General features: G+C 64.9%; 18 protein-coding genes. 16 read left to right on the plus strand and 2 right to left on the minus strand.

All coding sequences use genetic code 11. From position 1 onward, the window contains the following. Positions 1-156: 156 nt before the first annotated feature. The 7 genes from rimP (at position 157) to pnp (ending at position 9,082) form a co-directional block, all read left to right on the plus strand. Positions 157-591: a ribosome maturation factor RimP gene (rimP, locus tag ACUH78_RS01675; RefSeq protein WP_418362867.1), complete on the plus strand. Its 435-nt coding sequence runs from the start codon at positions 157-159 to the stop codon at positions 589-591. A gap of 27 nt (positions 592-618) precedes the next feature. Beyond that, on the plus strand, positions 619-2,094 hold the full coding sequence (gene nusA, locus ACUH78_RS01680; protein WP_418362866.1) for a transcription termination factor NusA: 1,476 nt from the start codon (positions 619-621) through the stop codon (positions 2,092-2,094). A 13-nt stretch (positions 2,095-2,107) separates the two neighbouring features. Beyond that, entirely contained in the window at positions 2,108-5,026 is a 2,919-nt protein-coding gene (gene infB / locus ACUH78_RS01685; protein ID WP_418362865.1) for a translation initiation factor IF-2, read from the plus strand. A gap of 3 nt (positions 5,027-5,029) precedes the next feature. Next, the gene (rbfA, locus tag ACUH78_RS01690) at positions 5,030-5,434 is read left to right on the plus strand and encodes a 30S ribosome-binding factor RbfA (protein WP_418362864.1); all 405 of its coding nucleotides are present in this window, start codon (positions 5,030-5,032) and stop codon (positions 5,432-5,434) included. After that, entirely contained in the window at positions 5,424-6,404 is a 981-nt protein-coding gene (gene truB / locus ACUH78_RS01695; RefSeq protein WP_418362863.1) for a tRNA pseudouridine(55) synthase TruB, read from the plus strand. Before rbfA ends, truB begins: the two co-directional genes overlap by 11 nt. A gap of 78 nt (positions 6,405-6,482) precedes the next feature. After that, positions 6,483-6,752 carry a 30S ribosomal protein S15 gene (gene rpsO, locus ACUH78_RS01700; RefSeq protein WP_002926549.1) on the plus strand — a complete coding sequence of 90 codons (270 nt, stop codon included), beginning with the start codon at positions 6,483-6,485 and terminating at the stop codon, positions 6,750-6,752. Between the two features lie 230 nt (positions 6,753-6,982). Beyond that, the gene (gene pnp, locus ACUH78_RS01705) at positions 6,983-9,082 is read left to right on the plus strand and encodes a polyribonucleotide nucleotidyltransferase (RefSeq protein WP_418362862.1); all 2,100 of its coding nucleotides are present in this window, start codon (positions 6,983-6,985) and stop codon (positions 9,080-9,082) included. A 162-nt stretch (positions 9,083-9,244) separates the two neighbouring features. Here the strand turns inward: pnp and dksA are convergent, their stop codons facing one another. Further along, positions 9,245-9,670, minus strand: coding sequence for an RNA polymerase-binding protein DksA (gene dksA / locus ACUH78_RS01710; RefSeq protein WP_418362861.1), 426 nt, complete (start codon positions 9,668-9,670; stop codon positions 9,245-9,247). Positions 9,671-9,883: 213 nt separating this feature from the next. Between dksA and ACUH78_RS01715 the strand changes: the two genes are divergently transcribed. The 5 genes from ACUH78_RS01715 (at position 9,884) to ACUH78_RS01735 (ending at position 17,069) form a co-directional block, all read left to right on the plus strand. Further along, the gene (locus ACUH78_RS01715) at positions 9,884-11,491 is read left to right on the plus strand and encodes an NYN domain-containing protein (RefSeq protein WP_445332436.1); all 1,608 of its coding nucleotides are present in this window, start codon (positions 9,884-9,886) and stop codon (positions 11,489-11,491) included. Further along, positions 11,488-12,273 (plus strand): glycerophosphodiester phosphodiesterase, encoded by a 786-nt coding sequence (gene ugpQ, locus ACUH78_RS01720; protein WP_445332435.1) that lies wholly within the window; start codon positions 11,488-11,490, stop codon positions 12,271-12,273. The genes ACUH78_RS01715 and ugpQ overlap by 4 nt, the downstream gene beginning before the upstream one ends. Positions 12,274-12,363: 90 nt before the next feature. Next, positions 12,364-13,572: a ChaN family lipoprotein gene (locus tag ACUH78_RS01725; RefSeq protein ID WP_435750584.1), complete on the plus strand. Its 1,209-nt coding sequence runs from the start codon at positions 12,364-12,366 to the stop codon at positions 13,570-13,572. 194 nt (positions 13,573-13,766) lie between these two features. Then, a complete protein-coding gene (locus tag ACUH78_RS01730) occupies positions 13,767-15,767 on the plus strand; it encodes a M1 family metallopeptidase (protein ID WP_435750627.1) in 2,001 nt (666 codons plus the stop codon). Between the two features lie 90 nt (positions 15,768-15,857). Beyond that, complete coding sequence (locus ACUH78_RS01735; protein ID WP_445332434.1) at positions 15,858-17,069, plus strand: lytic murein transglycosylase; 1,212 nt, start codon at positions 15,858-15,860, stop codon at positions 17,067-17,069. 103 nt (positions 17,070-17,172) lie between these two features. On the opposite strand, the gene ACUH78_RS01740 is transcribed toward ACUH78_RS01735, so the two are convergent. Next, a complete protein-coding gene (locus ACUH78_RS01740) occupies positions 17,173-17,943 on the minus strand; it encodes a GntR family transcriptional regulator (protein ID WP_445332433.1) in 771 nt (256 codons plus the stop codon). Positions 17,944-18,270: 327 nt separating this feature from the next. Between ACUH78_RS01740 and ACUH78_RS01745 the strand changes: the two genes are divergently transcribed. The 4 genes from ACUH78_RS01745 (at position 18,271) to ACUH78_RS01760 (ending at position 23,042) form a co-directional block, all read left to right on the plus strand. Further along, positions 18,271-19,971, plus strand: a complete 1,701-nt coding sequence (locus ACUH78_RS01745) for an L-lactate permease (RefSeq protein ID WP_445332432.1) — start codon at positions 18,271-18,273, stop codon at positions 19,969-19,971. A gap of 106 nt (positions 19,972-20,077) precedes the next feature. After that, the gene (locus ACUH78_RS01750; protein ID WP_445332431.1) at positions 20,078-20,911 is read left to right on the plus strand and encodes a (Fe-S)-binding protein; all 834 of its coding nucleotides are present in this window, start codon (positions 20,078-20,080) and stop codon (positions 20,909-20,911) included. After that, positions 20,908-22,347 carry a LutB/LldF family L-lactate oxidation iron-sulfur protein gene (locus ACUH78_RS01755; RefSeq protein WP_445332430.1) on the plus strand — a complete coding sequence of 480 codons (1,440 nt, stop codon included), beginning with the start codon at positions 20,908-20,910 and terminating at the stop codon, positions 22,345-22,347. Before ACUH78_RS01750 ends, ACUH78_RS01755 begins: the two co-directional genes overlap by 4 nt. Beyond that, entirely contained in the window at positions 22,344-23,042 is a 699-nt protein-coding gene (locus ACUH78_RS01760; protein ID WP_445332429.1) for a LutC/YkgG family protein, read from the plus strand. The genes ACUH78_RS01755 and ACUH78_RS01760 overlap by 4 nt, the downstream gene beginning before the upstream one ends. The last annotated feature ends 57 nt before the right edge of the window (positions 23,043-23,099 follow it).

Genomic DNA, 23,099 nt, shown 5'->3' on the forward strand with positions numbered 1-23,099 from the left:
GCTTCCTGTTTGCGCCCTCTTGCTGCGCGACAGCTTCTGTCTGTCATCCGGTTGTGCCAGCGGTTTTTTCCGGCAGGAGCAATGGTTTGATGGGCGTTTCGCCCATTTTTTATTTGTGGCGCCAGCAGGGCGCGGCATGAGGGACGGACGGAATACATGCGTGCAGATGTCGAGCAGCTGATCGAACAGGTGGTGACGGGGCTGGGGTATGAACTCGTGGATGTCGAGTTCTCGCCCAAAGGCCGGTTGCTGCGCGTGTTCCTCGACATCGAGCGCGGGATCACCGTGGATGACTGCGCCACGGTGAGCAATCAGCTGCAGCACGTGTTTGAGGTCGAGAACGTCGATTACGACCGCCTTGAGGTGTCGTCGCCGGGGCTGGATCGCCCCCTGAAGAAACTGGCCGACTTCGAACGTTTTGCCGGCGAGCAGGCCCAGGTGCGCCTTTCCCTGCCGATCGGCAACCAACGCAATTTCGTCGGCGTGATCGAGCGGGTGCAGGACGGCGCGGTGGCGCTGCGCACCGAGAAGGGCGAAGTCCTGCTGCCCTTTGAAGACATCGAGAAAGCACGCCTGGTACCCCAATTTTGAGACTGTGGATGTGGAGGTTTTACTGAAATGAGCCGCGAGATTCTGCTGCTTGTCGATGCCTTGGCGCGCGAGAAGAACGTCGCCAAGGAGATCGTTTTTTCCGCGCTCGAAACCGCCTTGGCCTCCGCGACCAAGAAGCGCATCCACGACGACGCTGACGTGGTGGTGTCGATCGATCGCGATTCCGGTGATTACACCTCCAAGCGCCGCTGGCTGGTGATGCTCGACGAGGAGGTCACCAACGACGAGGGCGAGATGGGCATCATCGACGCCCGTGATCTGCGTGCCGACATCGAACTCGGCGACTACATCGAGGAAGAGCTCGAGCCCATCGACTTCGGGCGCATTGGTGCCCAGGCCGCAAAGCAGGTCATCCTGCAGAAGATCCGCGACGCCGAGCGTGAGCAGGTGCTCAACGACTTCCTCGACCGCAAGGAATTTCTCGTCTCCGGCTCGATCAAGCGCATGGAACGCGGCAACGCGATCATCGAGGTCGGCCGTATGGAGGCCGTGCTGCCGCGCGATCAGCAGATCCCGCGCGAGAACCTGCGTGTGGGCGACCGCGTCAAGGCCTTCCTGCTGCGCATCGACCGCGGCGCCCGCGGCCCGCAGCTGGTGCTGTCGCGTACCGCGCCCGAGTTCCTGATGAAGCTCTTCGAGCTCGAGGTCCCCGAGATCGAGGACGGACTGCTCGAGCTCAAGGCCTGCGCCCGCGATCCCGGCCTGCGTGCCAAAATCGCAGTCAAGTCGAACGATCAGCGCATCGATCCGATCGGTACCTGCGTCGGACTCCGGGGCTCCCGCGTCACCGCGGTGCGCAACGAGATCGGCGGCGAGCAGATCGACATCATCGTGTGGTCGGCCGATCCGGCCCAGTTCGTGGTCGCCGCGCTGCAGCCCGCCGAGGTGGTTTCCATCGTCGTGGATGAAGACTCGCATGCGATGGATGTCGTGGTCGACGAGAACAACCTCGCGATCGCGATCGGACGCAGCGGCCAGAACGTGAAGCTCGCCTCCGAGCTGACCGGCTGGACGATCAATCTGATGAGCGAGCAGGAATCGGCCGAGAAGACCGCGCAAGAGCAGCAGGGCCTGCGTGCGTTGTTCATGGAAAAGCTGGATGTGGACGAAGAAGTCGCCGACATCCTGATCGAGGAAGGCTTCTCCTCGCTCGAGGAAGTGGCGTACGTGCCGCTGGCCGAGATGCTGGAGATCGAGGCCTTCGACGAGGATACGGTCAACGAGCTGCGCAACCGTGCGCGCAATGTGCTGCTGACCGAAGCGATCGTCACCGAGGAGCAGATCGAGAAGGTCTCCGATGATCTGCTCAACCTCGACGGCATGGAGAAATCCCTTGCCGCAACGCTGGCCCAGCAGGGCATTCGTACCCGTGACGACCTGGCCGACCTTGCGGTCGACGAGCTGGTCGAGATGGCCGGGATCGACGAAGAAAGAGCCAAGGCGCTGATTTCCGTTGCGCGCGCCCATTGGTTCGAAGAATGATGGGAGGGCTGTAATGGAACAGATGAGCGTGACCCAGTTTGCCGGCGAACTGAAGATGCCGGCCGTGGCGCTGCTCGAGCAGTTGAAGCGCGCGGGTGTCGAGAAGACCGGTGCGGCGGATCTGCTGACCGAACAGGACAAGGCGAAGCTGCTGGAATTTCTCCGGCGTTCGCACGGCGACACCCAACCGAAGGGCAAGATCACCCTTACCCGGAAGGAAACGACCGAGATTCGTGCCACCGACTCCACCGGTCGTGCGCGCACGGTGCAAGTGGAGGTGCGCAAGAAACGCACTTTCGTGAAACGAGATGAACTGGCCGAACAGGCTGCAGCGGTCGCCGCAGAGACGGAAGACGCCGTTGCCGCAAGCGTCGCTGGTGAGGTCTCCGCGCCGGTCGAGCTGGCGCCCGTCGCTGCTGTCGAGCAGGCTCCGGCTCCGCAAGCGCCTGAGGAGGCGGTTGCCGAGGTTGCACCGTCTGAGCCCGCGAACGTGGCTGAGGTTGTCGCACCGGAGGTCCCAGTGCAGTCGCCCGTCGAGGCAGAGTCCAGGGTCGATGCGCCTCAGGAGGTGCCTGCAGCGGTCGAGAGCGCCGAAGCTGCCGAGCCGGTCGTTGCTCCGGCTACGGCTGCAGGAAACGATCGCAAGCGTGGCAAGCCGCGCAGCGAGGCGCCGGTCGAAGCGCCTGCCGTCACGACCGTGCTGAGCAAGCCCTTGCCGCTGTCGGAGATCCTCAGCGAGGAAGAGATCGCGGCGCGCAAGCGCGACGAGGAGCGTCAGCGCGCGCTGAAGGAGCGCCAGGCAGCCGACCTGCGCGCCCGACAGGAGCGGGAAGCCGCGGCGCGTGCAGCATCCGAGGCGCGCAAGGCCGAGGAGGAAGCCCGCCTGCGTGCGGAACAGCAGAAGAAGGACGAGCCCGCCAAGGCGGCCAAGCCGACCACCGGGACCCTGCATCGTCCGGCCAAGGCTGAGGACAAGACGCCCGCGACGCGCGACGGCAAGCGCAGCCCGGCGGCGCCTGCCCGCGAAGCAGACGCGGCGAGCAAGCGCCGTGGCGGCATGAAGACGCGCGGTGAAGTCGGAGCAGGCAGCGGTTGGCGCGGTGCGGGCAAGGGCGGTGGACGAAATGCCCGTCGGCAGGACGATCGCACCAACTTCCAGGCGCCTACCGAGCCGATCGTGCGCGAAGTGCACGTACCTGAAACCATCACCGTGGCCGATCTGGCACACAAGATGGCGGTCAAGGCGACCGAAGTGATCAAGGCCCTGATGAAGATGGGCTCGATGGTCACGATCAACCAGGTGCTGGACCAGGAAACCGCGATGATCATCGTCGAGGAAATGGGGCACGTTGCCGTCGCCGCCAAACTCGACGACCCGGATGCCTTCCTGGAGGAGCATGAAGCACACAAGGACGCAGAAGTTCTGCCGCGCGCACCGGTCGTCACCGTCATGGGTCACGTCGACCACGGCAAGACCTCGCTGCTGGACTACATCCGTACCGCGAAGGTGGCGGCGGGTGAATTCGGCGGCATCACGCAGCATATCGGTGCCTACCACGTCGAGACTGCGCGTGGCATGGTCACCTTCCTCGATACCCCGGGTCACGAGGCGTTCACGGCCATGCGTGCCCGCGGTGCGAAAGCGACCGACATCGTCATCCTGGTGGTTGCCGCCGACGACGGCGTGATGCCGCAGACGCGCGAAGCCATCCACCATGCGAAGGCGGCCGGTGTGCCGCTGGTCGTTGCGATCAACAAGATCGACAAGCCCGAGGCCAACCCGGATCGGGTGACGCAGGAACTGATCGCGGAAGAGGTCATCCCCGAGGCCTACGGCGGCGAGACCATGTTCGTGCCGGTTTCGGCCAAGAAGGGTATCGGCATCGACGAGCTGCTCGAAGCGGTGCTGCTGCAGGCCGAGGTGCTGGAGTTGACTGCGCCGAAGGATACCCCTGCCAAGGGCCTGATCATCGAGGCACGCCTGGACAAGGGTCGTGGCCCGGTCGCTTCCCTGCTGGTGCAGTCCGGCACGCTGCGCAAAGGCGACGTGCTGCTGGCCGGCGCTACCTTCGGCCGCATCCGCGCGATGCTGGACGAGAATGGCAAGCAGATCGAGGAAGCCGGCCCCTCCATTCCGGTCGAGATCCTCGGTCTGTCGGATGTGCCTTCCGCAGGAGACGAGGCGATTGCGCTCACCGACGAGAAGAAGGCGCGCGAGATCGCCCTCTTCCGCCAGGGCAAGTATCGCGACGTGAAGCTCGCGAAGCAGCAGGCGGCGAAGCTCGAGACGCTGATGGACCAGATGACGGAGGGAGAGGTCAAGACCCTGCCGCTGATCATCAAGGCCGACGTGCAGGGTTCGCAGGAAGCGCTGGTGCAATCGCTGCAGAAGCTCTCCACCGACGAGGTCCGCGTCAATGTCATCCACGGCGCGGTGGGCGCGATCAGCGAATCCGACGTCAACCTGGCGCAGGCCTCGGGTGCAGTCATCATCGGCTTCAATACCCGCGCCGATGCAGGTGCGCGCAAGCTGGCAGAGACGTTCGACGTCGATATCCGTTACTACAACATCATCTATGACGCAGTGGATGAAGTAAGAGCGGCGCTGTCCGGCATGCTCGCACCGGAGAAACGCGAGGAAGTGATTGGCCTGGTCGAGATCCGCCAGGTGTTCACGATCTCCAAGGTCGGCTCGATCGCGGGCTGCTACGTGCTCGAAGGCGTGGTGCGGCGCGGTTCGCATGTCCGTCTGCTGCGTAACCACACCGTCGTGTGGACCGGTGAGCTCGAATCGCTCAAGCGCTTCAAGGACGATGTCAAGGAAGTCAAGTTCGGTTACGAGTGCGGTCTGCAGCTCCGGAACTACAATGACATCCATGAAGGCGACCAGCTTGAGGTGTTCGAGATCAAGGAAGTCGCGAGGACCCTGTAAGCGATGCCCAAGGAGTATTCCCGCAGCCAGCGCGTGGTGGAGCAGATCCGCCGCGAGCTGGCGGAGCTGATCCGGCTCGAAGTCAAGGATCCACGTGTCGGCTTCATTACCCTGACCGACGTCGAGATCACGCCCGACTACGCCCATGCCAAGGTGTATTTCACCAACATGACTGGCGAGGACGACGTGCCCGAGATCCTGCAGGGTCTGCGCCGCGCCAGTGGCTTCCTGCGGCGTGAGCTCGGCCGTCGCATCCGCATCCACACCATTCCGGAACTGCATTTTCACTACGACCGCTCGGTGGAAGAGGGCTCGCGTCTCTCCCAGCTGATCGATGCGGTGGTCAAGGACGACGAAGCGCGGCACGAGGGTGAAGGCGATGGCGCCGACGACAGGGATGGGCGCTGATTCCGTGGTGGAGGCAGCCACGCCGGCGAGACGTCCGCGTCAGATACAGCGCAAGATCCCCCGTCGCCAGGTCGACGGTGTGCTTCTGCTCGACAAGCCGCAGGGCGTGAGCTCGAACGGTGCCTTGCAGACGGCGCGTCGCTTGCTCAATGCCGCCAAGGCTGGCCACACCGGTACCTTGGACCCGATGGCGAGCGGCCTGCTGCCGCTCACCTTCGGTGAGGCCACCAAGTTCTCGCAGATGCTGCTGGATGCCGACAAGACCTACGAGGCCGACGTGTTGCTCGGGGTGGAAACGGACAGCGGCGATGCCGAGGGCAGGGTGCTCGCGACGCACCCGGTCGCTGTAGATCGGGCCCGGCTCGAGCGTGTGCTGGAGCGCTTTCGCGGTCCGATCGAGCAGGTGCCGCCGATGTTTTCGGCGCTCAAGCGCGACGGCAAGGCGCTGTACGAATACGCACGCGAGGGCATCGAGCTCGAGCGCGAAGCGCGCCAGGTCACGATCCACGCGCTCGATCTGCTCGACTTCGAGGGCGACCGCTTCCGCCTTCGCGTTCATTGCAGCAAGGGCACCTACATCCGCAGCCTCGCCATGGACATTGGCGCTGCGCTGGGCTGCGGTGCGCATCTGACCGCGCTGCGGCGTACCGGAATCGGCCGCTTCACGCTGCAGGGGGCGGTCTCGCTCGCGGCGCTCGAGGCGACAGCGGAAGCCGTCCGCGAGGCCTTGTTGGCACCGGTGGACGCCCTGGTTGCCGAGTTCCCGCGACTCGATCTCGACCAGGCTGGCGCAATTGCGCTGCTGCAGGGCAGGGTGCTCGATCTCAGCCTTGAAGGGGTGGAGGGCGTGCTGCTGCGGGTATTCGGACCCCAGGGTTTCCTCGGCCTGGCCGCGCGGCAGCACGACGGACGGCTTGCCGCGAAGCGGCTGATCGCGACCTGCGGCGACAAGCTCGCCGCAAATGCGTGATTTCGATTGAATTCGTCGAACGCTTTTGGGTATAATCCGGCGCTTCTGATTGGCAGAAAAACACGAGTAAAGACACACATGGCTCTTGATACCGCATCCAAGTCGCAGATCGTCTCCGACTTCCAGCGCGCCCAGGGCGACACCGGCTCGCCGGAAGTCCAGGTTGCACTCCTGACCGCCCGCATCAACGGGCTTGCCCCCCACTTCAAGGCTCACGGCAAGGATCATCACTCCCGCCGCGGCCTGCTGAAGATGGTTAGCCAGCGCCGCAAGCTGCTGGACTACCTGAAAGGCCGCAACGCTGACAGCTACCGCAATCTGATCGAGCGTCTGGGCCTGCGCAAGTAATTGCCGTCCATGACGAGCCAGACAGCGCCGATCAGGGCGAAGTAAGCCAGCAAAGCCGGTGTGTGCCCCTGCGGCCTCACCGGCTTTTTGCCATACAGGCTTCCCGCACGCAGATCCTGCATCGACCGACCTGTCCGGGCCCGTCTTTTCTCGGTGCTCTGGCCTCCATCTTGGAAAGCCCGCCGCAAGCAGTTGTAGTTCGCTGCATCCATCGAATAAGGAAAAGAACCTTGCCTACCGCAATCAAGAAAACCTTCGCCTACGGCGCCCACACCGTCACCCTGGAAACCGGCGAGGTCGCCCGCCAGGCCGGCGGCGCCGTCATCGTGAACATGGACGAGACCGTGGTGCTGGCCACCGTGGTCGGCGCCAAGGAAGCCCGCCCGGGCCAGGACTTCTTCCCGCTCACCGTCGACTACGTCGAGAAGTTCTACGCTGCGGGTCGTATCCCCGGCGGCTTCTTCAAGCGCGAAGGTCGTCCGAGCGAGAAGGAAATCCTCACCTCGCGCCTGATCGACCGTCCGATCCGCCCGCTTTTCCCTGAAGGCTTCATGAACGAAGTCCAGGTCATTGTCACCGTGCTGTCGCTAAACCCCGAGATCGATTCCGACATCCCGGCGATGATCGGTGCCTCGGCCGCGCTGGCGATCTCCGGTTTGCCCTTCAACGGCCCGGTCGGGGCCGCGCGCGTCGGTTACCTGGATGGCAAGTACGTCCTCAATCCGACTGCCACTGAACTGCAGTCCAGCCAGATGAACCTGGTTGTGGCAGGCACCCAGACCGCAGTGCTGATGGTCGAGTCGGAAGCCCAGGAACTGGCGGAAGACGTGATGCTCGGCGCCGTGGTGTTCGGCCATGAGCAGATGCAGACCGCGATCCAGGCCATCAACGAGCTGGTCGAAGTCGCCGGCAAGCCCGAGTGGGACTGGCAGGCGCCGCCCGCCAACGAGGCGCTGATCGCCAAGGTCACCGAGCTCGCCAAGGGCGAGATGGAAGAGGCCTTCCGCATCACCAGCAAGCAGGAGCGCTCGGGCCGTCTGTCCGAGATCCGCAAGCGCGTGATCGGCCAGCTCACCGAAGGCGTGGAGAACGCACCCTCGGTCAACGAGATCAAGGACATCTTCTTCAACCTCGAGTCGGGCATCGTCCGCAGCCGCATCCTCAATGGCGAGCCGCGCATCGACGGGCGCAATACCCGCACGGTGCGTCCGATCGAGATCCGCACCGGCGTGCTGCCGCGTACCCACGGCTCGGCGCTGTTTACCCGTGGTGAAACCCAGGCGCTGGTCGTGGCCACGCTGGGCACGGGCCGCGACGAGCAGATCATCGACGCCATCGCTGGTGAGTACAAGGAGCGCTTCCTGCTCCACTACAACTTCCCGCCGTTCTGCACCGGCGAAACCGGCCGCTTCGGCATCACCAAGCGTCGTGAAGTGGGCCATGGCCGCCTGGCCAAGCGCTCGCTCGTCGCCATGCTGCCGAAGGCGGAAGAGTTTTCCTACACCGTGCGTGTGGTTTCCGAGATCACGGAATCCAACGGTTCCTCGTCGATGGCCTCGGTGTGCGGCGGCTCTCTCGCCATGATGGACGCCGGCGTACCGCTGAAGAACCACGTCGCCGGCATTGCCATGGGCCTGATCAAGGACGGTAACCGCTTCGCGGTGCTGACCGACATCCTGGGCGACGAGGACCACCTTGGCGACATGGACTTCAAGGTCGCCGGTACCGAGAACGGCATCACCGGCCTGCAGATGGACATCAAGATCCAGGGCATCACCAAGGAGATCATGCACGCCGCGCTGGAGCAGGCCAAGGAAGGCCGCCTGCACATCCTCGGTCTGATGCAGCAGGCCCTGAGCAGCAGCCGTGGCGAGGTGTCCGAGTACGCTCCGCGCATGATCAACATGAAGATCAACCCCGAGAAGATCCGCGACGTGATCGGCAAGGGCGGTGCGGTGATTCGCGCGATGCAGGAAGAGACGGGTACGGTGATCGAGATCGAGGATGACGGTTCGATCAAGATCTCGTCGGTCAGCGCCGAGGGTGCCCAGGCCGCGAAGGCGAAGATCGAGGCGATCACTGCCGAAGTCGAGGTGGGCAAGGTCTACGAAGGTCCTGTGGTGCGCCTGCTTGATTTTGGCGCGATCGTGAACATCATGCCGGGCCGCGACGGCTTGCTGCACGTTTCGCAGATCGCCAACGAGCGCGTGAACAACGTGTCGGACTACGTCAAGGAAGGCCAGGTCGTGCGCGTCAAGGTGCTCGAGACCGATGAGCGCGGCAAGATCCGTCTCAGCATGAAGGCCCTGCTGAACGACAGCGCAGCGTGATGAGGTGGCAGCGGGTCATCCGCTGCACGCTGTAGAAACGAAGAAGGACGCCTAGGCGTCCTTCTTCGTTTTGAATCCCAGCTAGCTTCGGTCGGCGTGGTCTGACGACCTGAAAAAAGGGGCGCCTCGGCGCCCCTTGTCGATGGTGAAGCCAGTCGTGCCTTATTTGGCGACCTGGCGTTCGCGCATTTCCTCGAGCGTCTTGCAATCGATACACATTGTTGCGGTCGGTCGCGCCTCCAGGCGCTTGAGACCAATCTCGACGCCACAGCTGTCGCAATAGCCGTATTCGCCCTCGTCGATGCGGCCAATCGCCTCGTCGATCTTCTTGATGAGCTTGCGTTCGCGGTCGCGGTTGCGCAGCTCGAGAGCGATGTCGGACTCCTGGCTCGCGCGATCGTTGGGGTCGGCAAAGACAGTGGCTTCGTCCTGCATGGTATGGACCGTACGCTCGATGTCATCCACGAGCTCGGCCTTGAGCGAATTCAGGATTTCGCGGAAGTGGGCCAGCTGCTTCTCGCTCATGTACTCCTCGCCGGCGGCTGGGACGTAGGGCGGGAATTGCTTGTGCAGGGTATCGTCGGCCATGGATCAGCTTCCGTAGATGGTCAATGAAGGGAGCGGACTTAATAGCAGAATCGGCTTGAGGCAGCAAGCCGAAGATCCGCCGACGATCTGCAGCAGGCCAGCCGTGGGAGCGTGATTTTGGGGGCGACCCGTGCGGGCCCGACTGTGCGGGCCCGACTGGTGTGGCGGGGAGGCAGGGCTTAACATCACGGCTGACTTGAACCGGAGATTCTCATGGCCTCTTCCTCGGACAGCGTGAGCATGGCGCTATTCTGCGACTTCGAGAACGTCGCGCTCGGTGTGCGCGATGCGAAGTACGAGAAGTTCGACATCAAGCGCGTGCTCGAACGCTTGCTGCTGAAGGGCAGCATCGTGGTCAAGAAGGCGTATTGCGACTGGGATCGCTACAAGAGTTTCAAGGCCGCCATGCATGAGGCGAACTTCGAACTCATCGAGATTCCCCACGTGCGGCAGTCTGGGAAGAATTCCGCGGACATCCGGCTCGTGGTCGATGCTCTGGACCTCTGCTATACCAAGTCGCACGTAGATACCTTCGTGATCATCAGTGGCGATTCCGATTTTTCCCCGCTGGTCTCCAAGCTGAGGGAGAACGCGAAGCAGGTCATTGGCGTAGGGGTCAAGCAGTCGACCTCGGACCTGCTGATCGCCAACTGTGACGAGTTCATTTTCTACGATGACCTCGTGCGTGACAGCCAGCGCAATGCCGCGAAGCGCGAGGCGCGGGATGCCGTGTCGGGGAGTCGGCGCTCGGCGGAGGAAGAGAAGCTTGGGCGCGAGGAGCTCGAGGCGCGCCGGGCCAAGGCGATCGATATTGCGGTCGAAACCTTCGAAGCGTTGCTGGCCGAGCGCGGCGAAAGCGGCAAGATCTGGGCGTCGATGCTCAAGGAGGCAATCAAGCGCCGCAAGCCCGATTTCAACGAGAGCTACTTTGGCTTTCGTGCCTTCGGCAACCTGCTCGAAGAAGCGCAGACGCGCCGTTTGCTCGAGCTTGGCCGTGACGAGAAGTCGGGTACGTATGTGAGTCGTGCTTCCAGCACTGGAGGTGCTGTTTCCGATTCAACATACGCTACATCGGAACGCCAGTCGCCGGCGGCCGCGCAGGCGGGGTCCGTACCCGCGGAGGCGCAGGCTGCGAGCGATAACGGCGAGGCGACAGAGGGAGCGGGCAGGGCGCGTCGTGGTCGTTCGCGTAGCCGCGGGGCTGCAGCCAGGCCCGAAACGCCTACCGAGGTTTTGGCGGAAGTTGCCCTTGTCGAGGATTCAGCGGGAGCGGAGGTGCCAACCGGCCTGCGCGTCGAAGAGGCTGCTGCCTCCTCGACGGAAGCCAGTGCAGCCGTTCCGGCGGATAGCGAGGGGCAGGAGCCTGCTCGCACGATGCCGCCTGCCCCGTCGAGCGCCCGTTCTTCCCGCGGGCGGCGCGCCCGTGCCACCATGGCTGAAACCGATGTGCCCCTCGTGGCACCGGCCAAGGCCGACAACCCTCCGGCGGCCGACAGTTCGCCTGCAGGCGCAGCCGCTGTGAAGGGTGAGAAGGGTGAGAAGGGATCAAGGGCGCAAAAGGGGACGAGAGGGACAAAGAAGGAGACCGGGCGGGCGCAGAAGGCCAAGGCCTCTGGCCCTGCTGATCAGCCGGCGGAGTCGGCGTCCTCGCCCGCCGCGGTGAAGCATGGGAACGGGGCCGAGGTGGAGGCGCACGCCTCGTCTCAGTTGGCGGTCGTTGCGACCAAGGCGGACAGCGATGAAACAGGTGGTGGTGGCGGGCGCAAGGGGGCGTCGAAGCCCCGGCGCACGCGCAAGCCCAAGCCCGAGTCGGCGGAGTGACCCCCGGCGATCGCAGTCCGAGCGGCGAGGCCCGCCCCGGCGTGCTCGAAACGCGGGGCGGATGGCCCTATCCGCGCTGGATCGCGCATCGAGGTGCAGGGTTGCTGGCGCCTGAGAACACCATTGCTGCGTTCCGCGCGGGTGCGGCGAATGGTTTCCGCATGTTCGAGTGTGATGCCCGCCTGAGCGCTGACGGCGAAGTGTTCCTGCTTCATGATGATCTGCTGGAACGCACGACCGATGGCCATGGTGCTGCGGTCGAGTTCGATTGGGCGGCCCTGTCCAGGCTCGATGCGGGAAGCTGGCACGGGCCGGGTTACGCGGGCGAGAGGCTCCCGACGCTCGCCGGGGTCATTCAGGAGTGCGAGGCGCATGGCTGGATGCTGAATGTCGAGATCAAGCCTGCGCCCGGTGACGAAGAGCGCACAGGCCGGCGTGTAGGTGAGGTGCTTCGTGCGCAGTGGCGATCGGCACCGCCCCCCTTGCTGAGCTCCTTTTCGCTACCCGCGCTCGCGGCGGCGGCGAGCGCTGCGCCCGGGGTGCCGAGGGCCTTGCTCTGCGAACGACTGGTGCCGGGTTGGCGCAGTTGCGCTGCACGTCTGGGCTGCGTCGCCATCGTCGCCGCGCAGGCGGCGTGGAACGAGGAGACTGCGAAGGCGGTCGCTGAGGCCGGGTTCCGCCGGCTGGCCTATACCGTCAACACGGATGCCGAGGCGGCCCGCCTGGCGGCACTCGGCCTCGAAGGCCTGATCACCGACAGGGTCGATCACTTCCCGGGTTGAGCCTGTTGCCGGGCATTGCATCCGGGTAGTGCGGAACTCGCGGGGATCCGGCTCGCTCTACCGGTGGTTGCCATCTCCCGGATACTCATCATGCGTGCTCGTTCAAGTCTGGGGGCAGTCGTGCTCTCGGCGGCCCTTTTGATCTCCCTGTCTGCGCAGGCTGCGGTGGCGTCCGAGCAAACCGCCTGTCTGGCGCCCGGCAACTGGGCACGTGTCGACGGCGCGACACCACAGCTGGTGGCGCCGACCGGTCTGCTGATGGCCATGGGGCAGCGCGACGTCGTCCTCCTTGGCGAGCAGCACGACGACATGGATCATCATCGCTGGCAGTTGCATACCCTTGCAGCCTTGCACGCCCAGCGCCCGCACATGGTCATCGGCTTCGAGATGTTTCCTCGCCGGGCGCAGGCGGTGCTGGATCGCTGGGTGGCTGGAGAACTCGGCGAGGCTGAGTTCCTTTCCCTGAGTGAGTGGGACGAAGTGTGGAGCATGCCGGCAGAACTGTATCTGCCGCTTTTCCATTTCGCTCGCCTGCACCGCATCCCGATGCTGGCCCTCAATGTGGATGCATCGGTAACGCGCGGGATCGCGGAACGCGGTCGGGCGGCGATGGACGCGTCCGAACTGGAGGGGGTGGGGCGCCCGGCCGAGCCGGTGCCGGACTACATGGCCTTCCTGCGTGAAGTGCACGGCCACCACGCGGTGGCGCGCGACGAAGACAAGTTGGAGGCGGAGGGTGAGCGTGCCTTCCGCAACTTCGTGGACTCCCAGTTGAACTGGGACCGTGCAATGGCCGAGGCGCTGCTGGAGGGGCGCCGTCGCCATGCCGCGGCCGATGGCAGCCTGCCGCTTGCCGTCGGCATCCTCGGTAGCGGACACGTCCGTTTTGGGTATGGCGTGGCGCATCAACTGCGCGACCTGGGGGAGTACAGCATCGGGCAACTCCTGCCGGTACCTGCAGGCGTTCCGTGTGCCAGCCTGCCATCCGGCCTGGCGGACGCCGTTTTTGCCGTGGATAGTGAACGCACTGCACCTCCACCGCCACCCCGTCTGGGCGTGTGGCTGGAGGAGGTGGAGGGCGGGGTGCGTTTGCGTGAGGTCAGATCGGGGAGTCTCGCGCAGCGCAGTGGGCTGAAGGCGGCCGATGTCGTCCTGGAGGCCGCGGGGCGGCCCGCACGCACCTCCCGGCAACTCGTGACGGCTGTGCGCGAGCAGCCTTCCGGCACGTGGTTGCCGCTGGTCGTGCAACGCGACGGTAGGCGTATTGACGTGGTGATCCGCTTCCCGCCCGAGGGTTGAGCGCGGAGTTTGGGTCGGCCGTGCCGGAAGTGTGGGATGTGTGATTCGTGCGGGAGGTCAGTGATCGGGGGAGAACGATGAATCGCTATTTCGCGAGCGGCCTGTGGCGCAGGTTTGCCTTGCTCGCCACGGCTTTGCTTTGCCTGTCCATTCCGGCGTCCGGTGTGGCGCGGCCGATTGCCGCCGGTCAGTTGATGCTGGACGTGGAACTGGACCCGGCCACACGGCAGATCGCGGTGCAGGCTGAGTGGCTCGCAGAGGATGCGCACTTTCGCTTCGTCCTGCATGAGTCACTGCGTCCGGTGTCGGCGCAGGCGGGGGCACGAGCGCTGCAGGTCCGTCTGCTTGGCGCGCGCGGGGCGCTGCGTGCCTGGGCGTTGGACAACCCCGCGGGCGAGGCGCTGGTGTTGCACTATGCGGGTACGCTGCCCGCGCTCGAGCAGGCGCGCGATCATCGTGGCGTACTGCAATCGATGCCGCCGATGGCCTCACCACAGGGGAGTTACCTCTCGGCGGGGAGCGCGTGGTATCCCCGTCCGGCGGATCTGTTCTCGTATGCGGTGAACCTCCGTGTGCGTGGCGCGCAGCGAGCGCTGGTGCCGGGGCGCCTGGTGGAGGAAAGCTTGCCGGCCCCCGCCGATGGCGTCTATCGTGCCCACTTTGTCTTTGAGCACCCGACGGACGGGATCGACCTGATGGCCGGCCCCTGGACGGTACGTGAGCGAACCGTCGCGCAGGACGACGGGCGCCCCTTGCGACTGCGCACCTACTTCCCGCCTGCGCTGGACGGCGAGCCCGGGCTCGCCGATGGCTATCTTGCGGACAGCCAGCGCTACATCGAGCGCTATTCGGGCCTCATCGGCGCCTATCCCTTCACCGAGTTCTCCGTGGTCGCGAGCCCGCTTCCCACCGGATTCGGCATGCCGACGCTGACCTACATCGGGGAACAGGTGTTGCGGCTGCCTTTTATCCGTGCCACCTCTCTTGGTCATGAGGTGCTGCACAACTGGTGGGGCAACGGGGTCATGGTGGATTACGCACGTGGAAACTGGTCCGAGGGCCTGACCACCTTCATGGCCGACTACGCGTACCGGGTAGACGACTCCGCGGCCCAGGCGCGGGAGATGCGCCTGGGGTGGATACGAGATTTTGCTGCGCTACCGGCAGACGCGCACGCGCCGCTTGCGGAGTTTCGGTCCCGCACCCATGGGGCTGCCGCTGCGATTGGCTATGGCAAGGCCGCGATGCTGTTCGTGATGCTGGAGGATGAGATCGGCGCGGAGGCGTTTTCGCATGCGATTCGTAGTTTCTGGACGCAGCACCGCTTCCGCACTGCAGGCTGGGAGGATCTGCGCGCTGCGTTCGAGCGGGCCGCGGGACGTTCTCTCGAGGGATTCTTCCGCCAGTGGCTGGAGCGCCGAGGGGGGGCTGCACCCGGCATCGAGCGCGCGTGGCTGGAACGGGCTGTTGAGGCCGGGCGCGATGCGCGCGTCCGCCTCGTGCTTACGCAACCTGCGCCGGCGTATGCGCTGCGTCTGGAGGTACGTGCAAGTGCCAGTGATCTCTCCAGCACACGTTCGGTGGGCCTCTCGGAGACCCGCGCCGAGGCCGTCATCGATCTGCCCTTCGTGCCTGAAACGCTCAGCCTTGATCCCGATCTGCGACTCTGGCGCGTGCCCGAACCCGAGCAGCTGCCGCCCATCCTGCGGCAATGGATCGTCGCCCCCCAGCCGCGCCTCGTGCTTGCCGATGCGCTTGCCTTACCGGGGGGCCTTGGGGTGAACGCAGCGGTGCGCCTCCCGGAGGCCGCGATCTCCGCTGCAGCGCGTGCGCTGGCGCAGCGCTTGTTCGAGCGGGAGGCCGTGATCGCGGGCTTCGAGGCCCTACATGTCGACGGCGGGCCGGTGCTGCTGATCGGCACTGTGCCTGCAGTGGAGCGCGCGTTGGCGCAGGCGGGGCTCCCGACACAGGTCGAGGGCATGCCGGCTGGAGGAAGCGCACGCGTGTGGACCGTCCGGCGCACGGAAGGGCCGCCCTTGGCGGTGGTGGCCGGGCAGGACGCGGCGGCACTTGAGGCGCTCGTGCGCCCGTTGCCCCACTACGGTGGCCAGAGCTGGCTGGTGTTCGACGGTGCGAAGCTTCTCGAGCGTGGCGTGTGGGTGGCGCCTGGACGGATGGTCAAGGTGGAGCGTTGAGTTGCGCGGCCGGCAGATACGCACGCCGGATCCCGGTGGTGCGCGATGGTAGACTGCTCGCCCGGATAGTCGCCTTTCGCTGACAGAACCATGCTCTCCCGTTCGCTCCTGCTTGTCGCAGCCTTCTCGACCCTGGCCGTCTCTGCACCCGTCGCCGCAGATGAGGTGGCGTTCAAGTCCTGTGTCGCGGATCTGCGCGGCGAGGCGATCCGCCAAGGGGTGCGCGAAGAGGTGTTCGATGCGCAGATCGCCGATCTGGCGCCCGATATGGCCGTGCTTGGCTTTCTGGACGCCCAGCCGGAATTTGTCACGCCGATCTGGGATTACCTCGCCGCGCTGGTGGACGAAGAGCGTGTCACCGACGGCGCCGCGATGCTCTCCGAGTGGAAGACCGTGCTGGAGCGTGTCGAGGCCGAGTATGGCGTCGACCGCGCCACCGTGGTTGCCGTGTGGGGGGTGGAAAGCAACTACGGGCGCAACTTCGGCAGCCGGCCGCTGTTGAGCTCCCTGTCCACACTGTCCTGCTTCGGGCGGCGGCAAGCCTTCTTCCGTGGCGAGTTCATCACCACGCTCAAGATCGTCCAGGAAGGCCATGTTGCGCCCGAGCGTCTGACCGGCTCCTGGGCGGGTGCATTCGGGCATACGCAGTTCATGCCCTCGACGTTCATGCGCCTGGCGGTCGACTTCGATGGCGACGGGCGCCGCGACCTGGTCGACAGCGTACCGGATGCGCTGGCGTCGACCGCGAACTTCCTCAAGCGCGCGGGCTGGCGCAGCGATCTGCCGTGGGGATTCGAGGTCGGCTTGCCGGCCGGGATGAAGGTGTCCGACGCCGGGCGCAAGAACAAGCGTGCGGTTTCGGAATGGGTTGCGCGCGGAGTGAAGCGCCTGGATGGTCGCCCCATGCCGGCTGCTGGAACGCAAGCGGCTTTGCTCCTGCCGGGCGGCGAGGCAGGGCCGGCCTTCCTCATAACGCGCAATTTCGATGCGCTGTATTCCTACAACGCTGCCGAAAGCTACGGTCTTGCGATCGCGCATCTCTCCGACCGCCTGCGCGGTGGCCAACCTTTCGTGACGCCCTGGCCCACCGAGGACCCCGGGCTTTCGCGCGCCGAGCGGCGCGAACTGCAGTCCTTGCTGATCTCACGGGGCCATGACATTGGCGAAGTGGACGGGATGATCGGCGCGCGCACGCGCGATGCGCTCAAGCTCGAGCAGACACGACTTGGGCTGGAGCCCTCAGGGCGTGCCGGCCAGCGTGCACTACAGGCGCTGCGGGCGCGCCCCCAGGGCGTGCGCTGAGCGCGGCCCCGTTGTCCGGACGACCCGTGTCTGGACCGGGGCGTCGACGCGGTTCCGAACGCCGCCCGAGTCCGCAGGCGGGACCGAGATGGGTTCGAAGCGCTCAGGCCGGCTCGCGGCGGCGCTTGGCGCGCTCGATCCTCTTCGCCTCGTCGAGGGTGTCGACGAGGACTTCCTGCACGTAATCGAGGTGTTCCGAGGCCTTGCGTCGCGCGTCATCGGCCCGGCCGTCGACGATCGCGCGGTACAGGGCCTCGTGCTGAGCGAGCAGCCTGTCGCGGACCACGCTGCCGAGCGGCAGCATGCCGCCGATGTTCGTCACCACATTGTGTTCGAGCAGATCGAACAGACTGCGGATGGTGTGCAACAGCACGGCATTGTGGCTCGCCTCGGCGATTGCGAGATGGAACAGGGCGTCGGCCCGACCTTCCTCGCTGCGGCTGACGCGCCCCTGCTGCAGGTAGCAATCCTGCACGCGTTCGAAAGCGGCCTTCAGACGCTGGCGGTCGAGGTCCGTAGCGCGTAGGGCCGCGTAGTAGGCGCAGGCCCCCTCCAACATGTGGCGGAACTCGATGAGGTCGCGCTGGGCTTCCGGATTGTTCTCCAGCAGCTCGAGCATCGGGTCGCGGAAGGACGAACCCAGGGAGTCGCTGACAAAGGTTCCACCTCCATGACGGCTGATCAGTAGGCCGCGTGCGACGAGCTTCTGGATCGCCTCTCGGAGCGATGGACGCGAGACGCCGAAGTCCTCGGCCAGCGCACGCTCGGCGGGCAGGCGCTCGCCCGGACGCAGGCTGCCTTCGAGGATCAGGGTTTCAATACGCTCCACGATGTCGTCAGAGAGTCTTCTTTGTTGCAAGGGGGTGGCTTTCATCAGGGGCTTCCGTGGAGGACTGCGTTCGTGCGGGGAGACGAAAACTGCTGCCGAATCTAGCTGCGCCGGGGGAGGAGGGCAAGTGTCGTCCAGCGCACGGGCGAGGTGTGCTGGATACGAGTTATGTGGCTATCGGAAAAGTTGATGAATTCCATTGACAGCTTCCGATCGCTCCCCTAGTCTAGGTCACAACGTGGTTAAGTGGTAAGACCACTATCTATTTTCCAGTGGGACTTCTGAGGGGAAGGGGGAGAGTAAATGCGATTTTTTGTCACGATAGTCTTCGATGCGGACGCTGGCTGCCGCACGGTTGTGGGGGGGTGAGGGATGCAGCCCGGAACCCTTGCCCTGCTGGCGTTCTCGCCCATCCTGCTTGCGGCGATCCTGCTTGTCGGGCTGCGCTGGCCCGCAAAGCGGGCGATGCCTTTCGTCTATGTCGTCACCGCGTTGATCGCGCTCTTCGTCTGGGACATGAGCATCAATCGCGTGCTGGCTTCGACCCTCCAGGGGCTCGTGATCACGGTGGGCGTGCTGTGGATCATCTTCGGCGCCATCCTGCTGCTGAATACGCTCAAGTACTCCGGCGGCATTACCGCGATCCGGTCGGGCTTCGCCACGATCAGCCCTGATCGCCGCATCCAGGCCATCATCATCGCCTGGCTGTTCGGCTGCTTCATCGAGGGGGCGTCGGGGTTCGGCACGCCAGCGGCGATCGCCGCACCGCTGTTGGTGGCAATCGGCTTTCCGGCGCTGGCGGCAGTGCTGCTGGGCATGCTGGTGCAGAGCACGCCGGTGTCGTTCGGTGCGGTGGGTACGCCAATCATCATCGGTGTGAACAGCGGGCTCGATACGGCGACCATCGGCGCCGAACTTTCTGCCAGGGGCTCGAGCTGGGAGGTGTTCCTGCAACTCATCACCAGCAACGTGGCGATCATCCATGCGCTGGTCGGCACGGTGATGCCGTTGATCATGGCAATGATGCTGACCCGTTTCTTCGGGCGTGAGAAGAGCTGGAAGGCTGGCCTGGAGGTGCTGCCGTTCGCGCTCTTCGCCGGTGTTGCGTTCACCGTGCCGTATGCATTCACCGGTGTTTTCCTCGGGCCCGAATTCCCGTCCTTGCTGGGGGGGCTCGTCGGTCTGGCGATCGTCACCACGGCCGCGCGTGCGGGTTTCCTCGTGCCGAAGAAGGCGTGGGATTTCGCCGATGCAAAGGAGTGGCCGAGTGAATGGATGGGCAGTGTCGAGATGAAGCTCGATGCGCTGCCGAAACACCGCGAGATCGGCGTAATCCGCGCCTGGCTCCCGTACGTGCTGGTGGGAGCGCTGCTGGTGTTGAGTCGTGTGTTCCCGGAGGTTGGAAGTGCGCTCAAGGCGGTGGTACTCAATTTCCCCAATCTGCTTGGCGAGAAGGGCGTGAGTGCGAATTTTCAGCCGCTCTACCTGCCTGGCGGGATCCTGGTGGCAGTGGTGTTGATCACCGTGTTCCTGCACGGCATGCATGCACGCTCGCTGGTGAAGGCGGTGGGCGAGTCCTCGCGGGTGCTGCTTGGCGCCGGATTCGTGCTGCTGTTCACCGTGCCGATGGTGCGCATCCTGATCAACTCCGGCGTCAATGCGGCAGATCTTCCGAGCATGCCGATCGCGATGGCGCAGTGGGTGGCCGACAGTGTCGGCAACGTCTATCCCCTGCTGGCACCCTCGGTCGGTGCGCTCGGTGCCTTCATCGCCGGCTCGAATACGGTGAGCAACATGATGCTGAGCCAGTTCCAGTTCGGGGTTGCGAACACGCTGGGTATTTCGGGGGCGCTGATCGTGGCGGTACAGGCGATCGGTGCTGCGGCCGGCAACATGGTGGCGATCCACAACGTGGTTGCGGCCTCCGCGACCGTGGGGCTGCTCGGTCGGGAGGGGGCGATCCTGCGCAAGACGTTCTGGCCGACCGTGTACTACGTGCTGATGACCGGCGCGATCGCGATGATCGCGATCTACGCGCTGGGTGTCAGCGACCCGCTGCTCGCTGCGGGGTGAAGGTGACGGGAGGCGGAATGGCCTCCCGCCATCAGTGTTTCCGGCAGTCGCGGCGACGCTGCGACTGCTTCACAATCAAGGGCATCGTTTTCTGGAGCCGAAGCGCATGAGCCATCCGTCCTCCGTACCTGCCAACGCGACGCGTGTGGCGCCTCCGCTCGAAGCAGCGCGCAGCTATCCCGCCAAACCGTCGGATGTATATCTGTTCGGCACCTGCGTGATCGATGTGTTCTTTCCCGGTGCAGGGATGGACGCCATCCGCCTGCTTGAGCGCGAGGGTATCAAGGTGCATTTCCCGCAGGGCCAGAGCTGCTGTGGCCAACCCGCGTACACCTCGGGCTATACCGACGAGGCGCGTGAGGTCGCGCGGGCGCAGCTCGCACTGTTCGGTGGTGACTGGCCGGTGGTGATCCCGTCCGGTTCCTGTGCCGGCATGTTCCGTCACCACTACTTCGAGCTGTTCAAGGACGAGCCGCAGACGTTGAGACAGGTCGAGTCGCTTGCCGCACGGACCTACGAGCTGGCCGAGTTCCTGCTTGAAGTGTGCAAGGTCGAGTTCGAACACAAAGGTGCGCCGGTCAAGGTGGCGCTGCACACCTCCTGTTCGGCGCGGCGCGAGATGAATACGCATGTGCATGGTCGGGCGCTGCTGGCACAGCTCCCGGGTGTCGAGCGGGTCGATCATGACCACGAAAGCGAATGCTGCGGATTCGGTGGAAGCTTCAGCGTGCGCATGCCCGACATCTCCGGCGCGATGGTCAAGGACAAGACGGCCGCGTTGAAAGGCTCGGGCGCGGCCGAGGTGGTCAGCGCCGATTGCGGCTGTCTGCTGAATATCAACGGTTGCTTCGAAAAACAGGGCGATGCGCTGCGCGGCGAGCATTTGGCGAGCTTCCTGCTGCGCCGTACTGCGTCTGCGCGCAAGGGAGGTGCAACATGAACGGCCTGGCCGATACCCCCGCGATGCCGATCGCCTTCAAGCGCAACGCGCGCGAGGCGCTCGCCGATCCGCAACTGCGGCGCAACTTCCGGGGCGCGATGGATTTTCTCATGGACAAGCGTCGCAGCCAGTTCCCCGATGGCGACGAACTGGAGCGCCTGCGGGCTTTCGGTAACCGGGTGCGGGCGCGGGCGCTGTCGAAGCTTCCGGATCTGCTCGAGCGCCTCGAAGCCAACCTCACCCGTAACGGCGTGCAGGTTCATTGGGCCGAGACGGTCGAGGAGGCGAACGCGATCGTGCACCGTATCGCCGAACGTCATGCGGCGAAGAAGGTGATCAAGGGCAAATCGATGGTGTCCGAGGAAATGGAGATGAACCATTACCTTGGCGAGCGTGGCGTGGACTGCCTCGAATCCGACATGGGCGAGTTCATCGTCCAACTGCGCGAAGAGAAGCCCGCGCACATCATCATGCCGGCGATCCACCTCAATGCGGGGCAGGTCGCTAAGCTGTTCCACGAACGGCTGAACGTCGATTACACCGAAGACGTGGACCGCCTGATCCAGATCGGTCGCGAAACCCTCCGCCGCAACTTCTTCGAGGCCGACATCGGCGTCTCGGGCGTCAACTTCGCCATTGCGGAGACCGGAACCCTGCTGCTGGTCGAGAACGAGGGCAATGGCCGCATGTCGACCACGGTGCCGCCGGTCCATATCGCAGTGACGGGCATCGAGAAGGTGGTCGAGAACCTGCGTGACGTGATCCCGCTGCTTTCGCTGCTGACACGCTCGGCAACCGGACAGGCGATCACGACCTACGTAAACATGATCTCCGGTCCGCGCAAGGCGAACGAACTCGACGGCCCGCAGGAAGTGCATCTGGTGCTGCTCGACAACGGCCGCACCCAGGCCTTCGCAGACGGCGAACTGCGTCAGACGCTCAATTGCATCCGCTGTGGTGCATGCATGAACCACTGCCCGGTCTACACCCGTATCGGAGGCCACGCCTACGGAACCGTGTATCCGGGGCCGATCGGCAAGATCGTCACGCCGCACATGCTTGGCTTGGAGACCACCCGTGACCTGCCTACCGCGTCGTCGATGTGCGGCGCCTGCGGAGAGGTATGCCCGGTCAAGATCCCGATCCCCTCCCTCTTGCGCCGGCTGCGCGAGGAGGCGGTGCGCCCGCCGACGGAGGCGCCGCATCACATGCGCGGCCAGGGCGCCAAGTACTCGAAGAGGGAGACGATGATCTGGAAGGCCTGGCGTACGCTCAACACTTCGCCTGCGCTGTACCGGGCAGCGATGTACGCCGGAACGCGGATGAGGGGGCTGATGCCGGCCAGCATCGGCCCATGGACCGAGCACCGCAGCGCGCCGAAGCTTGCGCCGCGCACCCTTCACGAACTCGCCCGTGAGCATCTTGGCGACCAATGAGCGATCTGGGGAGCATGGACGCAATGAATGCAAAGCAACGGATACTGGGCAAGCTGCGCGGTAGCCTTCAGGGTACGACGCCGGTTGCCGATGATTACGATATCGACCTGCTCACGGAGCCGTGGCGGTACAGCGACGAAGCCCGCATACCACGCCTTCGGCAGATGCTCGAGGCGGTCCATGGCGAAACACAGTTGAGCACCCGCGCCGGATGGCCTGCGAGGGTGATCGAGGCGCTCGTGGCGCGGGGAATCGCCGAGTTGCTCGTTTCTCCCGCCACCGCCCACGGGCGGCAGCTCGCCGAACACCTTGCGTCGAGTCCGTGCGCGATTCGTCTGAAGGCCTACGATCGACCGGTGGAAGAGTGGAAAGACGAACTCTTCTTCCATACCCCGGCCAGCTTGACGGGAACGCTCGGCGGGATCGCCGCGACCGGCAGCCTCGTGCTCTGGCCGACGCCTGAGGAGCCGCGACTGATGAGTCTGGTGCCGCCCTTTCATATCGCGCTGCTGAACGCGAGCGAGGTGCGGGACAACTTCCACGACTTCATGCACGAGCACAACTGGGCCGCGGGACTGCCGACCAACGCATTGCTGGTGTCGGGGCCTTCAAAAACCGCCGATATTCAGCAAACGCTTGCATATGGCGCACATGGGCCAAAGGAGTTGCTGGTCCTGATCCTTGAGGACGCCTGAGCGTTCGGGCCATGGGATGCGGTTGCAAGAGGGATCGGTGATCGCGGCCGCCCCGCG

This window comes from Thauera sp. ZXT1-4, assembly GCF_052598215.2.

Coding starts and splice junctions, on each gene's coding strand:
- rimP (WP_418362867.1), top strand. CDS start 157: ATGCGTGCAGATGTCGAGCAGCTGATCGAACAGGTGGTGACGGGGCTG.
- nusA (WP_418362866.1), top strand. CDS start 619: ATGAGCCGCGAGATTCTGCTGCTTGTCGATGCCTTGGCGCGCGAGAAG.
- infB (WP_418362865.1), top strand. CDS start 2,108: ATGGAACAGATGAGCGTGACCCAGTTTGCCGGCGAACTGAAGATGCCG.
- rbfA (WP_418362864.1), top strand. CDS start 5,030: ATGCCCAAGGAGTATTCCCGCAGCCAGCGCGTGGTGGAGCAGATCCGC.
- truB (WP_418362863.1), top strand. CDS start 5,424: ATGGGCGCTGATTCCGTGGTGGAGGCAGCCACGCCGGCGAGACGTCCG.
- rpsO (WP_002926549.1), top strand. CDS start 6,483: ATGGCTCTTGATACCGCATCCAAGTCGCAGATCGTCTCCGACTTCCAG.
- dksA (WP_418362861.1), bottom strand. CDS start 9,670: ATGGCCGACGATACCCTGCACAAGCAATTCCCGCCCTACGTCCCAGCC.
- ACUH78_RS01715 (WP_445332436.1), top strand. CDS start 9,884: ATGGCCTCTTCCTCGGACAGCGTGAGCATGGCGCTATTCTGCGACTTC.
- ACUH78_RS01725 (WP_435750584.1), top strand. CDS start 12,364: ATGCGTGCTCGTTCAAGTCTGGGGGCAGTCGTGCTCTCGGCGGCCCTT.
- ACUH78_RS01730 (WP_435750627.1), top strand. CDS start 13,767: ATGCTGGACGTGGAACTGGACCCGGCCACACGGCAGATCGCGGTGCAG.
- ACUH78_RS01735 (WP_445332434.1), top strand. CDS start 15,858: ATGCTCTCCCGTTCGCTCCTGCTTGTCGCAGCCTTCTCGACCCTGGCC.
- ACUH78_RS01740 (WP_445332433.1), bottom strand. CDS start 17,943: ATGAAAGCCACCCCCTTGCAACAAAGAAGACTCTCTGACGACATCGTG.
- ACUH78_RS01745 (WP_445332432.1), top strand. CDS start 18,271: ATGCAGCCCGGAACCCTTGCCCTGCTGGCGTTCTCGCCCATCCTGCTT.
- ACUH78_RS01750 (WP_445332431.1), top strand. CDS start 20,078: ATGAGCCATCCGTCCTCCGTACCTGCCAACGCGACGCGTGTGGCGCCT.
- ACUH78_RS01755 (WP_445332430.1), top strand. CDS start 20,908: ATGAACGGCCTGGCCGATACCCCCGCGATGCCGATCGCCTTCAAGCGC.
- ACUH78_RS01760 (WP_445332429.1), top strand. CDS start 22,344: ATGAGCGATCTGGGGAGCATGGACGCAATGAATGCAAAGCAACGGATA.